Source organism: Bradyrhizobium diazoefficiens (assembly GCF_016612535.1).
GTDB classification, from domain to species: Bacteria; Pseudomonadota; Alphaproteobacteria; order Rhizobiales; family Xanthobacteraceae; genus Bradyrhizobium; species Bradyrhizobium diazoefficiens_C.
On the sequence record NZ_JAENXS010000003.1, the window covers coordinates 255,164 to 268,686 of the forward strand.

At 64.4% G+C, this 13,523-nt stretch carries 16 protein-coding genes; 8 read left to right on the forward strand and 8 right to left on the reverse strand.

The features are described 5' to 3' along the window. Window positions 1–6 precede the first annotated feature (6 nt). The gene (locus tag JJE66_RS32295) at window positions 7–237 is read right to left on the reverse strand and encodes a hypothetical protein (RefSeq protein WP_200519556.1); all 231 of its coding nucleotides are present in this window, start codon (window positions 235–237) and stop codon (window positions 7–9) included. 101 nt (window positions 238–338) lie between these two features. Here JJE66_RS32295 and JJE66_RS32300 point away from each other — a divergent pair, with 101 nt between their 5' ends. Together JJE66_RS32300 and JJE66_RS32305 are read left to right on the forward strand one after the other, a co-directional pair. Further along, window positions 339–1,160, forward strand: a complete 822-nt coding sequence (locus JJE66_RS32300) for a helix-turn-helix domain-containing protein (protein WP_200519565.1) — start codon at window positions 339–341, stop codon at window positions 1,158–1,160. A gap of 67 nt (window positions 1,161–1,227) precedes the next feature. Further along, a complete protein-coding gene (locus JJE66_RS32305) occupies window positions 1,228–1,893 on the forward strand; it encodes a DsbA family oxidoreductase (protein WP_200519567.1) in 666 nt (221 codons plus the stop codon). Here the strand turns inward: JJE66_RS32305 and JJE66_RS32310 are convergent. The 5 genes from JJE66_RS32310 to JJE66_RS32330 form a co-directional block, all read right to left on the reverse strand. Then, entirely contained in the window at window positions 1,871–3,064 is a 1,194-nt protein-coding gene (locus JJE66_RS32310) for a GNAT family N-acetyltransferase (protein ID WP_200519569.1), read from the reverse strand. The genes JJE66_RS32305 and JJE66_RS32310 overlap by 23 nt on opposite strands. Before the next feature lie 167 nt (window positions 3,065–3,231). Further along, a complete protein-coding gene (gene ccoG / locus JJE66_RS32315; protein WP_200519585.1) occupies window positions 3,232–4,671 on the reverse strand; it encodes a cytochrome c oxidase accessory protein CcoG in 1,440 nt (479 codons plus the stop codon). Between the two features lie 35 nt (window positions 4,672–4,706). After that, a complete protein-coding gene (locus tag JJE66_RS32320; RefSeq protein ID WP_200519587.1) occupies window positions 4,707–4,910 on the reverse strand; it encodes a DUF2892 domain-containing protein in 204 nt (67 codons plus the stop codon). A gap of 121 nt (window positions 4,911–5,031) precedes the next feature. Continuing rightward, entirely contained in the window at window positions 5,032–5,130 is a 99-nt protein-coding gene (locus tag JJE66_RS39030) for a thioredoxin family protein (RefSeq protein WP_409362857.1), read from the reverse strand. Then, window positions 5,127–6,413, reverse strand: coding sequence for an NAD(P)/FAD-dependent oxidoreductase (locus tag JJE66_RS32330; RefSeq protein WP_200519589.1), 1,287 nt, complete (start codon window positions 6,411–6,413; stop codon window positions 5,127–5,129). The genes JJE66_RS39030 and JJE66_RS32330 overlap by 4 nt, the downstream gene beginning before the upstream one ends. A gap of 116 nt (window positions 6,414–6,529) precedes the next feature. Here JJE66_RS32330 and JJE66_RS32335 point away from each other — a divergent pair, with 116 nt between their 5' ends. From JJE66_RS32335 to JJE66_RS32355, 5 genes are all read left to right on the forward strand, one after another. Beyond that, window positions 6,530–6,829 (forward strand): ArsR/SmtB family transcription factor, encoded by a 300-nt coding sequence (locus JJE66_RS32335; RefSeq protein WP_409362861.1) that lies wholly within the window; start codon window positions 6,530–6,532, stop codon window positions 6,827–6,829. Window positions 6,830–6,922: 93 nt separating this feature from the next. Then, on the forward strand, window positions 6,923–7,957 hold the full coding sequence (locus JJE66_RS32340; RefSeq protein WP_246756734.1) for an efflux RND transporter periplasmic adaptor subunit: 1,035 nt from the start codon (window positions 6,923–6,925) through the stop codon (window positions 7,955–7,957). Beyond that, the gene (locus JJE66_RS32345) at window positions 7,954–11,178 is read left to right on the forward strand and encodes an efflux RND transporter permease subunit (protein WP_200519593.1); all 3,225 of its coding nucleotides are present in this window, start codon (window positions 7,954–7,956) and stop codon (window positions 11,176–11,178) included. The genes JJE66_RS32340 and JJE66_RS32345 overlap by 4 nt, the downstream gene beginning before the upstream one ends. A gap of 10 nt (window positions 11,179–11,188) precedes the next feature. Then, window positions 11,189–11,545 (forward strand): carboxymuconolactone decarboxylase family protein, encoded by a 357-nt coding sequence (locus tag JJE66_RS32350; RefSeq protein ID WP_200519595.1) that lies wholly within the window; start codon window positions 11,189–11,191, stop codon window positions 11,543–11,545. Window positions 11,546–11,826: 281 nt separating this feature from the next. Continuing rightward, window positions 11,827–12,207, forward strand: coding sequence for a Spy/CpxP family protein refolding chaperone (locus JJE66_RS32355; RefSeq protein WP_246756736.1), 381 nt, complete (start codon window positions 11,827–11,829; stop codon window positions 12,205–12,207). An 82-nt stretch (window positions 12,208–12,289) separates the two neighbouring features. Here the strand turns inward: JJE66_RS32355 and JJE66_RS32360 are convergent, their stop codons facing one another. Beyond that, a complete protein-coding gene (locus JJE66_RS32360) occupies window positions 12,290–12,619 on the reverse strand; it encodes a hypothetical protein (RefSeq protein ID WP_200519597.1) in 330 nt (109 codons plus the stop codon). A 109-nt stretch (window positions 12,620–12,728) separates the two neighbouring features. After that, window positions 12,729–13,133 (reverse strand): hypothetical protein, encoded by a 405-nt coding sequence (locus tag JJE66_RS32365; protein WP_200519599.1) that lies wholly within the window; start codon window positions 13,131–13,133, stop codon window positions 12,729–12,731. 151 nt (window positions 13,134–13,284) lie between these two features. Between JJE66_RS32365 and JJE66_RS32370 the strand changes: the two genes are divergently transcribed. Next, the gene (locus JJE66_RS32370) at window positions 13,285–13,518 is read left to right on the forward strand and encodes a hypothetical protein (protein ID WP_200519609.1); all 234 of its coding nucleotides are present in this window, start codon (window positions 13,285–13,287) and stop codon (window positions 13,516–13,518) included. Window positions 13,519–13,523 lie beyond the last annotated feature (5 nt).

Below are 13,523 nucleotides of genomic sequence, written 5' to 3' on the forward strand. Positions count from 1 at the left end.
GTAAACTCAATGCAGTCCGCGCCACCAGACGCGGAGCAGGCGGGCGGCGCGGAACGGGCAGAGGCTTCTGCCGACGCTGTGCTCGAAGGCCGTGACCTGCGCGACGACATAGTCTCCGGTCGAATGCACCAGCGGCTCGGGCATGTTGAGGCCATGTGCAAGCCCGCGGGTCGCGAGCTTCGCGGCCCAGGGAAGAAGGTGGTTGACGACGGTCCGGTAGAGCAGCAGCGCGATCATTGTCATCTCCTGTTGCGACCGAAGATGCGCTGCGGCGAGCCCCAATTCGATTACCTCGGGGGTAATGGAAGGGCCGAAACGTGCGTGGTAGGTTTTCCACCATGAACGCACATGCATCCACGGCACGCGCCGACCACAGCCAGCCGGTCCATATCGGCGATCATTTGCGCGAATGGCGGCAGCGCCGGCGCATGAGCCAGCTCGATCTCGCGGGCGAGGCGGAGATCTCGGCGCGCCATCTCAGCTTCGTCGAGACCGGCCGCGCCGCGCCCTCGCGCGACATGGTGCTGCGGCTCGCCGAGCGTCTCGACGTGCCCTTGCGCGAACGCAATTTGCTGCTGGTCGCCGCCGGCTACGCGCCGGCCTTTCCGCAGCGCCCGCTGGAGGATCCCGCCTTGAAATCAGCCCGTCAGGCGATCGGCCTCGTGCTTAGGGCACACGAACCCAATCCGGCGCTGGCCTATGACCGGCACTGGAACCTGGTGACCGCCAATCGCATGGTGGCGCCGCTGCTCGAAGGCATTCCGGAGCGGCTGCTCGGCCAGCCCTTCAACGTGCTGCGGCTCGCCTTTCATCCCGAGGGGCTGGCGCCGCGCACGGTCAATCTCGCGGAGTGGTGCGCGCATCTGCTCGAGCGCTTGCACCGGCAATGCGAGGCGACAGCGGATCCGGAGCTGATCAAGCTCTACCACGACCTCAAGAGCTATCCGATCCCGGCGCGATCGGGCCCGCTGTCGAGCGACAACGTCGCGATCCCCCTCAAGCTGCGCCATGACGGGGGGATCCTCAGTTTCTTCTCCACCACCATGGTGTTCGGAACGCCGGTCGACATCACCCTGTCGGAGCTGGCGCTGGAGACGTTCTTTCCGGCCGACGAGCGCACCGCCGGATGGCTTAAGCAGACGGCCGCAAATATGGCCTAGCGCCCTTGCCTCGGGCGGCGTTCGGCTTATGTTTCGGACAAAATTGCACCGCCCAAAGGAGGCGCCCATGAGCACGCTGAAGCCGCTCCAGATCGATGTCGTCTCCGACGTGGTGTGCCCCTGGTGCTATATCGGCAAGCACCGGATCGAGAGCGCGCTTGCGCTCGCGCCCGACGTTCCGGTCAAGCTGAATTTCCGCCCGTTTTTCCTCAATCCCTGGGTGCCGCGCGAAGGCATCAGTCGCGAGGATTATCTCACCACCAAATTCGGCTCGGTGGAGGCCTATAAGGGTATTGCCGGGCGCGTGGTCGCGGCCGCCAGCGAAGAGGGGCTCGTCTACAAGCCCGAGCTTGTGGCGCGCCAACCCAACACGACCGACTGCCACCGCCTGATCCTCTGGGCCGAAGCGATCGACAAGGCGCCGGAGATGAAGCAGCGCCTGATGGAGCTGTATTTTCGCGACGGCGGCGATCTCACCGACGTCGACGTGCTGGTGCAGGCGGCGGCCGATGTCGGTCTCGATGCCGACGACGTGCGCAAGCGCCTCGCCACCGACGAGGACGTCGCGCGCGTGTCGGCGGACGCACAGGAGGCCGCCGAGAAGGGCATCTCCGGCGTGCCGACCTACGTGTTCGCGCAAAAATATGCCGTCTCCGGCGCGCAGGATCCGAACCTGCTCGCCCGCGCCATCCGTCAGGTTTCGGCGGAGATCAACGCGCAGGCGGCGGAGTAGCGTTCGCCTGTTTGCGGATCAGATGAATGGTGCGCCGTGCCGCGTCGCGTGCCAAGCCTCGAGCGAGCAGCGCTGCATGAATCAGCGCCACCATCGGATCATTTCGCCTCAGCGGGATCAGCACATCGCCGATGGCAAAGCGGCCGCGCCAGATCGGGTTGATCATGGGATGATCGGCGCTCGCGGTGGAGTCCGCGCTCGCAATGGCCGGATCTGCACAGAGATGGCGCGTCAGATCGAGCGTGAGCTGCACGCCCGGCGAATATTTTGCAAAGCGCTCGTCGATGCCGAGCTTGAAGAAGAACGCGCGGTCCTGGTGGCGCAGCACGATGCCGGCGGCGACTGGAATCGTGCCGGCGCGGAGCGTGATGATCTCGCATTGCGCGGTCTCCGCGAGCGCAGGCACCGCGCGGCGGATGAAGGCCGCATCGCCGGCGTCTTGGATCAGCGCGGTGCCGCGCTTGCCCTTCCAGCCGCTGGCTTCGAGGTGCAGGAACGTTTCGAGCGCGACCCTGATCTCATCCGGCCTGCGCGCGATGTCAAAGCTGATGACGCCATGCTCCGCCAAACGATGGCGCTGGCGGCGCAGCTCCTTCAGCTTCTTGGCGCCGAGCGCCTCGTGCAGCAGCCTGTCGCCATCCTGTGTCGCATCGAGGCTGGCGCGGATGTAGGAGAAGAGCACGCGCGGCTTCAAGCCGGCGGGATTCAGAACTTGACTGAGCGAGCTCATCGCGGCGCCGTCAAGCGCGACATCGCGCAGGATCAGCGTGTGCGCGCCGGCCTCGCGCGCTCGTTGCAGCAGGCGCGTCGCGGCTTCGAGCGAAGCGTCGCGGTCGATCAGTGGGCTGCACAGTGTGCCATAGGGATGCGCGCTCACCAGCGCAGGCAGGGGGATTTTCCAGGCCTGCCAGAGCGAGACCACCGGCATCAAGCCGATCAGCCGCGTCGAGGAGCCGCCGCAGACGGACAGGGCCGAGGCACCGGTACGGTCGCGCGCGGTTGCGCTGACGGCGAGCTCCCAGGCGGGCAGGTAATAGCCGTTAGGCTCGACCGTGCGCTGCGCGAGCGCGCGCCATTGGCCGGGCTCGATCGCCGTGAGCGGGACGAGCGCGTGCGTGGCATCGTTCGCCGATGCCGGATTGATCGCAGCCTGGTGCGCGATGTCGACCACGTCCCGTCGTCCCCGTTCACGCTGGGTATCAGCCGGCGTTACGCGGCCATGCTTAGCGCAAAGATTGGAAAATACCGTTGGGACGCCGCTTCAATTCGAATGGTATTGTTAACGCCTCATTGAGCATGCCGGCGGCCCGCCGCCGGATGTTCCACGGAACCTGGGTGTTACTGGTCGCCCGGCACGAAATGGTCGCGGGCGCTTGCGCGTCCGCCGCTAGCGGTGTCGGTGATGGCGATGTCGATGTCGCGCGAGGTCTTCGGCAGCTCGGCAGGGCCGACCTGCACCGACAGTCTGACCTCGCGGGTCTGATCCTGTCCGACCTCGACGACGGGCTTGCCGTCGGGGCTGGCCTCGATGCCGGCGATGCGAACGGTTGCGCCGGGCAGTCCGGAGACCTCGAGCGCGAACGATCGTTGCGTGCCCTTGTTGAGGATGCGGACGGTGTAGTCGTTGCGCACGCCGCCATCCGAGAGCTGAACGAAGAGGGGATTGCGCTCGTGCAGCACGCTGACGTCCATCGTCGCACGCGTGGCGAGGGCATGGAGCATGATACTGCCGACGATGGCGATGGCCGCAGCGTAGACCAGCGTGCGCGCGCGGATGATGCGGTAGATCGGCGTCTTGCCTTCGCGCCGGCGCTGCATGTTGATGTCGGTGTCGTAACCGAGCAGGCCTGCGGGGCGGCCGATCTCGCGCATGACGTTGTCGCAGGCATCGATGCACAGGCCACACTGAATGCAGCCGAGCTGGATTCCTTCGCGGATATCCACGCCGGTCGGGCAGACATTGATGCATTGGTGGCAGTCGACGCAGTCGCCGGCCAGACCGCCATGGGCGCGGGCTGCCTCCGCCTTCTTCACCGACATCCGCGGCTCGCCGCGGTCTGGGCGATAGGTGACGTTGAGCGCCCACTCGTCGGTCAATGCCGCCTGGATGCGCGGCCAGGGGCACATGTAGATGCAGACCTGCTCGCGGGCGTGACCGGCGAACAGGTAGGTCGTCGCGGTCAGGATGCCGATCCAGAGATAGGAGACGAGGGGAGCCTGGAAGGTGGCGAGGTCCTTCACCAGCGTCGGCGCGTCGGCGAAATACAGCACCCAGGCGCCGGCGGTCCACCAGGCGATCATGATCCAGAGAAAGTGTTTCAGCACGACCTTTCGGACGTGATCGAACGTCCAATAGCGCTTGTCGCCCTGCATGCGCTCGCGCCGGTCGCCCTCGACCCAGCGCTCCACCGCGTAGAACAGGTCGGTCCACACCGTCTGCGGGCACAGATAGCCGCACCACAGCCGGCCGGCGACCGCATTCATCAGGAACAGCGTCATCGCCGCGATGATCAGCAGACCGGTGAAATAATAGACCTCCTGCGGCCACAGCTCGATGAAGAAGAAGTAGAAGCGGCGATGGGGAAGGTCGATCAGCACCGCCTGGTCCGGCAGGCCGGGCCCGCGGTTCCAGCGCATGAACGGCAGCAGGTAGTAGGTCCCGAGCGTGACGCAGAGGATCGCCCATTTGATGCGGCGGAACGGGCCGTGGACCGACTGGGGATAGACCTTCTTGCGCTTCTGGTAGAGAGGTCCTTCGATGAAGGTGTCGTCGGTCATGGCATTCCCCCGCATCACTGGCTGCGTCGGCGTGGTTACGAGAACGCGCAGCCGCCGCGCAATCCGAGCTTCTTGAACACGATCGCGGCCGGGCAGAAGCCGGTGAACGAGGCCTGGATCATGTTCAGGCCGGCGAAAGCCGTCAGCAGGTACCAGTAGGCGTTGACGTAGGCGCCGAGCGCGAGTCCGAGCAGGACGATGGATCCTGCAAAGGCGAGAACGGCTTTATCGACATTCATGGCATGCTCCTTGTTAAAGTATGGCGACGTTACGAACGGCCGAGGTTGGCTTCGGTCCAGGCGACGATGCTGCGTGCGTCCATTGCACCGGAATGGCGGGCGACCTCGCGGCCGCCGCGCATCAGCAAGGCCCGCACCACAGCGCCCAGACGTCGACCAGCACGGGATTGTCGCTGCTGGCGACGTGGCGGCCAAAGGCTTCTTCGTTCGCCGCGCTCATGTGCCTGTCCGGACTTCCTTGATCTTGGCGATGTTCAGCCTGTCGAGCAGGAAGCGCTCGTAGAACGGCTCGCTCTCGCCGCGCCGCATCTTGCGCAGGAAATATTTCTCGAAGGCGACCTTGGCGTAGTGCACCCACTCGCCTTTGGACGACCAGTTGACGTTGCGCGGCGGAATCTGCGGCTGCGCGAGGAAAGCGACGCCGGAATCGCCGAAGTCCGCGAGGCAGATGGCGTTCCAGGTCGGCTGCGCCGTCGGCGGCCGGCCGCGGAGCACGGCGCCGATGTTCATCGCGGTCGCCGTCACCATGGATTCGATCATGAAGCCGGTCTTCGGTACGCCGACCGGCACCGGTGTCGCGCCGACCGGTGCGATCGCGACGCAGACACCGACCGCAAAAACGTTGGGGAATGCCGGGTTCTGCTGATGCTTGTCGACGAGGACGAAACCGCGAGGATTGGTCAGCTTCTCGATCCCACGCACCGCCTCGACGCCGCGAAAGGCCGGCAACATCATCGAATAGGCAAAGGGCAACTCGTGCGCCTTGCGGGAGGTGCCGTCGTCCGCAAATTCCTCCACCGACATCAAGCCCGGGGCAACCTTGTCGACGCGGGCATTGGTGATCCACTTGATGTGCTTCTCTCGCATCTCGCTTTCGAGAAGACCCTTGGTGTCGCCGACGCCATCGAGACCGAGATGGCCGATATACGGCTCCGAGGTGACGAACGTCATCGGGACCCGGTCGCGCAGCTTGCGGCGGCGCAGCTCCGTTTCCAGGATGAAGAGGAATTCGTAGGCCGGCCCGAAACAGGACGCTCCCTGCACCGCTCCGATCACGACGGGACCGGGGTTCGCGGCGAGGATCTCGAACGCTTCTTTCGCGCGCGTCGCATGGTCGACGTGACAAATGGATTGAGTATGGCCTTGCGGTCCAAGACCGGGGATTTCGTCGAACGCAAGTTCGGGGCCGGTTGCGACGACCAGATAGTCATAGTCGATCGACGTGCCGTCGCCGAGTTCGACCCGGTTTTCTGCAGGGTGGACCCGCTTGGCGCCTTGCGTCAGCAGGCGCACACCTTTGCGCTTCATGATCTCTTCGAGATCGATCTCGATCTCGTCGCGCTTGCGCCAGCCGATCGCAACCCAAGGATTGGACGGTACGAAGTGATAGACCGCTCCTTGCGACACCACGCTCAGGCGGTCTTCCTTTCTCAACTGCGGCAGCAATTCATAGGCCATCAGCGTTCCGCTCAGACCGGCTCCGATTACGACAACTTCCGCCATGGGTACCTCCGTTGGATCAGGCTGCTCCTCCGGTTCAGTTCCGGTTGCCGCCGCAGCGCTTGACGATATATTTGTAAATGCGTATATACGCAAGTATGAAAATAGATAGCGAGATCATGGAGCGCGCGGCGGACCAGGCGAGCGAATTGTTGAAGGCGCTCTCCAACCGTCACCGTCTTCTCATCATCTGCCAGTTGATCGACGGCGAGCGGTCGGTCGGCGAACTGGCCGAATTCCTGAGCCTGCGGGACTCCACGGTTTCCCAGCATCTCGCGCTCCTCCGCAAGGACGGCCTGGTATCTGCACGGCGCGATGCGCAAACGATCTTCTATTCGATCGCCAGCGAGCCGGCGCGCGAAATCCTGAAGACGCTCTATCAGGTATTTTGTGCGCCGAAGTCCGCAAAGACGAAATGAAGCCTAGGAGATGACGGGCGTGCGCGCCTTGCGCGAGATCAACGTGCCTCCGCCTGATGTGGATGAAATGAGAGGACACCGCTGCGCGGTGCGATGAACCCGATGATGATGGGGATGTGTCCCGTGCAATACGTGGCGCGATGCCTGGGGCTTCTAGTTGTATTGGCGGTGATCGGCGCGCCGGCAGGATGCGTCGCTGCGGCGGGATCGCTCACCGTGGCACAGCAGCCGGTTACCGACGAGAAGGCCGTCTTCGCGACGGTCGAGAGCATCAGCGTGGTCCCCGCACGCGGCCGGATCGGCGGGACCGTCGTGCAGCTCAAGGTGAGGGAGGGCGACAGCGTCACCGCAGGCCAGGCTATTGCCGCCATCGGCGACGAAAAGCTCGTCCTTCAGATGAAATCGCTCGACGCGCAGATCGAGGCGCTCCATGCGCAAGCGAACCAGGCGCAGATCGATTTCACCCGGACGGAAGGGCTGGTCGAGCGCGGCATCCTGCCACGCGTCAAGCTCGACGAGCAGCGCACGGCGCTCAACGTCGCCGACAACGGCCTGCGCGCGAAGACCGCGGAGCGAGCCGTCATCAATGAACAGCTCAACCAGGGCCAGGTGCTCGCGCCGGCGGACGGGCGTGTTCTGAAGCGATTGATTACCTTGGGTTCTGTCGTGCTCGCCGGCGACCCGATCGTGACGATCGCGCAGCAGAACTTCAAGTTGCGGCTGCGCGTGCCCGAACGCCACGCCCGCTTCCTGAAAGCCGGCGACAAGGTCCGCGTCGATGGTGCCGAACTCGCGGGAGAAGCCTCGAGATGGGGTGTGATCGACCTCGTCTATCCGCAGATCGAGGAAGGACGCGTCATTGCAGACGCGACCGTCGAAGGGCTGGGTGAATATTTCGTCGGCGATCGCTTGCGGGTCTGGGTCTCCGCAGGCACGCGGCCAGCCTTCGTCATCCCCACTAACTATGTCACGACACGTTTCGGCATTGACTACGTGCAGCTCAGGAGGGGGGACGAATCGATCGATGTGCCGGTGCAACGCGGCCGCAACATGCCGACGCCTGCGCTTCCCGACGGGCTCGAAATCCTGTCCGGCATTCGAGCCGGCGACCAGCTGGTGCGACCGTGAATCTTGGACTGTCAGGACGGTTGACCAGGTCGACCATCGCGTCACCGCTCACGCCGCTGTTCCTGCTCGCTGCACTCGTCGCAGGTGTGATCGCCGTCGTGGTGATCCCGCGCGAGGAGGAGCCGCAGATCAGCGTTCCCATGGTGGATATCCGCGTCAACGCCGACGGCTTGCGCGGACCGGACGCGGTGGAGCTGGTGACGAAGCCGCTGGAATCGATCGTCAAGGGCATCGACGGCGTCGAACACGTTTACAGCCAGACCGAGGACGACCGCGTGATGGTCACCGCGCGCTTCCTGGTCGGCACCAAGTTCGAGGACGCCATCCTGCGCGTGCACGAGAAAATTCGCGCCAATCTCGACCGCATTCCCGTCGGTATCCCCGAGCCGCTGATCGTCGGCCGGAGCATCAATGACGTCGCCGTGACGGTGCTGACGCTGTCGCCGAAGCCGGAAGCCGCCAGCCGCTGGACCGATAAGGACCTGTACGAGCTCGCCGACAAGCTGCGCGCGGAGCTGATGAAGGTCGATGATATCGGTCTTACCTACATTTCCGGCGGCGCGGCGCAGCAGATCCGGGTCGAGCCAGATCCGGAGAAGCTGTCGCTGTTCGGCGTTACGCTTCAGCAGCTCGTGGCCAAGGTAAAGGATGCCAACCGCTCGTTCCTGGCGGGCCAGGTCCGCGATACCGGCACTGTGCGGAGCGTCGCGGCCGGCCAGACGCTGTCTGGGATTCCCGACATCGGATTGCTGCTCATCACGACCCGCGACGGCCGGCCGGTGTACGTCAAGGACGTCGCCGCCGTCGTCGTCGGCCCAAGCACCGTCGAGCATCGCGTCTGGACCGATTGGCGCGACGCCGGGAGGCAGTGGGCGCGGACGCCTGCAGTCAGCCTGGCGCTGGCCAAGCGGGCTGGTGCCAATGCAGTCGTCGTGTCCGAAAACATTGCCAAGCGTCTGGAAGGACTGAAGTCGCGCCTGATCCCCGAAGATATCCGGGTCACCGTGACGCGCGACTATGGCGAGACCGCCAACGAGAAGGCAAACGAGTTGTTGTTCCACCTCGGACTCGCGACGGTCTCGATCGTGCTCCTGATAGCGATCGCGATCGGCTGGCGGGAGGCTCTGGTGACCCTTGTCGTGATTCCCACGACAATCCTCCTCACCATGTTCGCCGCCAACATGATGGGCTACACCATCAACCGCGTCAGCCTGTTCGCGCTGATCTTCTCGATCGGCATTCTCGTGGACGACGCCATCGTCGTCGTCGAGAACATCGCGCGACACTGGGGCATGCGCGACGGACGGCCGCGTTTGCAGGCGACCATCGAGGCGGTGGCGGAGGTCGGCAACCCCACCATTGTCGCGACATTGACGGTGGTCGCGGCGCTGCTGCCCATGCTGTTCGTGTCGGGCTTGATGGGCCCCTACATGGCGCCGATCCCGGCCAACGCGTCGGCTGCCATGCTGTTCTCGTTTTTCGTCGCGATGGTGATCGCACCCTGGCTGATGCTCAAGCTCGCTCCGAAGGGCGATATTGCGTCGGCGCATGCGGCGCACGATGAAGGCAGGCTCGGCCGGCTCTACCGGCGCTTCGCCACGCCGATCGTGCGGAGCAAGCGGTCGGCCTGGATCTTCCTGCTCGGCGTCGGTGTCGCGACCTTGCTGTCGATGACACTGTTTGCGACCAAGTCGGTGACGGTGAAGCTTCTGCCGTTCGACAACAAGTCCGAGATCGCCGTGGTCGTCGACCTGCCGGAAGGGGCGAGCCTGGAGGCGACCGAGCGCACGCTGTTCGGTGCGGCCGCGATCGCGCGGCAATTGCCGGAGGTCACCTCGCTGCAATCCTATGCCGGCACGCCGGCGCCGTTCAATTTCAATGGCCTGGTGCGGCACTATTACTTGCGGGAAAGGCCCGAGCTCGGCGAAGTGCAGGTCAATCTGACCGCACGCGGCGAGCGCAAGCGCGCCAGCCACGAGATCGCGCTCGAGCTGCGCGAGAAGCTGAAAGCGCTCGATCCGCCCAAGGGCACCAGCATCAAGGTGGTCGAAGTGCCGCCCGGGCCGCCGGTGCTTTCGACGCTGCTCGCCGAGGTCTACGGTCCCGATGCGGCCACGCGTCGCGCGGTCACGACTGAGCTCAAGAAGGTCTTCGCGGAGGTGCCGTTCATCGTCGACATCGACGATTCCATCGGCGAGAAGCGGCCGCGGTTGCGGCTCTCGATCGACCAGGACCGGCTCGAGTTCTTCGGCGTCGAGCAGCGCGACGTCTACGACACGATCCAGGCGCTGTTCGGCGGCATCTCGATCGGCTACTCGCATCGCGGCGAGGACCGCAATCCGATCGAGATCGCAGTGCATCTCGGAAAGCGCAACCTGGTCTGGGACGAGGCGTTGGCCTCCACGCCCGTGCCGGCCAACACATTGCCTGGCAGCAAGACGGTAGTCGAACTCGGGCAAGTCGTGAAGGCGACCATGGAGGAGGGCTCACCGACGATCTTCCGCCGCGACGGTCGCTTCGCCGACATGGTGATGGCCGAACTTGCCGGGCGCTTCGAGGCGCCGCTCTACGGCATGCTCGCGGTTGCCGATCGTGTCGATGCCCATGACTGGGGCAAATTGCCGAAGCCCGCGATCAGCCTGCACGGCCAACCGTCGGACGAGTCGCGTCCCACGCTGCTGTGGGACGGCGAATGGGAAATCACCTGGGTGACGTTCCGCGACATGGGCGCGGCCTTCGGCGTAGCCATCCTCGGCATTTATGTGCTGGTCGTCGCCCAGTTCAAGAGCTTTCGTTTGCCACTCATCATCCTGACGCCGATCCCGTTGACGCTGATCGGCATCCTGATCGGGCACTGGCTGTTGGGCGCTCCGTTCACCGCAACCTCGATGATCGGTTTCATCGCGCTGGCCGGCATCATCGTGCGCAACTCGATCCTGCTGGTCGATTTCATCCGGCACAGTGGCGGTGACGGCAAGCCGCTCCGCGAGCTTGTGCTGGAGGCCGGCGCGGTCCGCTTCAAGCCGATCCTGCTCACGGCACTCGCGGCCATGATAGGCGCCGCAACCATCCTGCTCGATCCGATCTTTCAGGGATTGGCGATTTCGCTCCTGTTCGGGCTTGCGTCGTCAACACTGCTCACCGTGCTGGTGATTCCCGCGATTTATATCGCCTTGCGCGCGCCGCGCGAGGCGACTTCGACCACAGCCAAACCAAGTTAGCGAGGGGCCGATGGACGAGAACTACGTCGATATCACCAGGAACATCTCGGACAACTTGAAGAAGCTGCGCAACGACATCCCCGACACGATGAAGGGATTTGCGATGCTCGCCCAGGCCGCGGCGCGTGACGGCGCGCTAGACAAGAAGACCAAAGAGCTGATCGCGCTGGCGCTGGGTGTCGCGGCGCATTGCGACGGCTGTATCGGCTTTCACACCGAAGCCCTCGTCAAGCTCGGTGTGACGCGCCAGGAGGTCGAGGAGACGCTCGGCATGGCCGTGTATATGGGCGGCGGGCCGTCGCTGATGTACGCTGCGGACGCGATTGCGGCTTACGAGCAGTTCCAGCAGGGCGATGGTCAGCAGTGATCGCAGACCGTGTGATCCCGACGAAGCTTGATTCCGCTCAACGAGCCTGACGCGCCTCCGCCTAGAGTCACTTGGGAGATCGGCGGGCCAAGACGAACGAGCTGGCGGACAAGCTGATCTCCGAACACCAAGATGAAGATTTGCGCAATCCGGAGACGTGCCATGTCGAGCTCTTACAGATCTCTCGCTCTTGCTGGAATGCTGTTGATCCTCGCCGTCGGCAGACCGTAGCTGCCCAGCCCGGTCCCGGATGGGGACCTGGCATGATGATAGGGCCCGGCATGATGGGAGGCGGCGGATTTGGTTTCTTCTGCAATCCGCGGATGGCGGGATTTGCCGAATGGCGGTTGCAGGAGATCGAGACTGCCGTGCACCCGAATGACAAGCAGAAGTCAGCGCTTGACGAACTGAAAGCCGCTTCTGCAAAGGCGGCCGATATCATCATCAAGGATTGTTCAAGCGCGATTCCGGCAAAGCCGACGGAACGACTTGAGCTGGCAGAGAAGCGGCTGGAGACGATGCTGCAGGCGATCAAGTCGGTGCGTCCGGCGTTTCAGGCTTTCTATGAGTCCCTCGACGATACCCAGAGAGCCGCCTTGAACTCGGCTGGCCCCCGACGGTGGGGATGGCGGCACTGGCGCTGGCCATGGGATGCCGAGTAAGCCTCGGTCGATGACAGACTGGCGTGTGAGACGCTGAAAGAGGCCGGGCGATCCGATCGCCCGGCTCTCATCGATTCAAATCTTACCAGCGGTCGCCGCCGACACCGACGCCGACGCTGACGCCGGGCGCGCGAATGCCGACGCCGGCGCGCGGGCCATCGTCCCAATCGCGATAGGTGCGGCGTTCGTAATAGCGCTCGCGCGGCATGGTCGCGTAGGAGTCGCGCACGATCACGCGCGCGCCGCCATGGGTGCGATAGCAATTGCCGGCGTCATCGCAAACGAGCCGGACCTCCTGAATGAGATCGGGGCTGGTGTGTTCGCTGGTGGTGTAGAGATCCGCAGCCTCCGCGCCGCTCGCCGCAGCGAGAGCCCCAACACCGGCCAGCAGTGCAATCGTGAACGTCCTCATCCTGTCCTCCTCCGAAGCTGCCCTCGGCGGTAACAAGAATGGGGAGGCAACGATCGTTCCGGCTGAATTACAGGTTTTTCCCGGAACCGGATTGTCGCGTAGGCGTAATCTAAATCGGCTCGTAGGTTTCCGACCCGCAGATGTCATCGGCTTCCGCGCGTCGTCGGTCGACGACTTTTTCGCCGTTGATCGTCACGATGTAAGTCTGCAGCCCGAGCGCCGAACCGGTGGCCGAGGTCAGTTGCGCGCGGACGCAGGCGGTCCAGCCCGGTCCGCGGACCTCGTGATGGGGCAGCGCGACCTGCACCTCGCGCGGATAGGACGTGTTGAGGAAGACGACATCGATCTGTTCGCGGACCACGCGCTTGACGTCGGGCGGCGGTTCGGGCGGCGGCTGCTCGGTCTCCTTGAGGCGCATGAAGTCGGGCACCGGCGCGCGGCTGTCGGCAAAGCCGCACGCGCCCAGCGCAAGCGCGCCGGCGAGCAGCGCCACATGAGCAACAATCCGCAACATTCGCGAAGTCCCCTGCGGGCCAACAGATAGGGGCGAATTCGACGGAACGAAGTCCTGCCCGGTCAACATTTGCTGAAGGTGCGGAACGCGCCGCATTTGCTATTATGGGATTGCAGGCTAGTTTGTACCCCAGATGAGGGGGTTTGCACCAATGAGGAGTTTGGCCATAGCGACCGCGGTACTGGCGCTGACGCTCGCTTCCGCGCAGGCACAGATGGGTGGCGGGGGCAGGCGCCAGGGTAAGGATACACCTAAGGCGGACAACAAGCTCAAGGTCGACGAGAAGGCCTACAAGGCCGCGCTCGAGCGCATTCCGGAGCCAAAGGAAAAGTATGACCCGTGGGGCGGGGCGCGTCCGAGTGAGCCCGCCAAAAAGTCAAAATAGAGCGA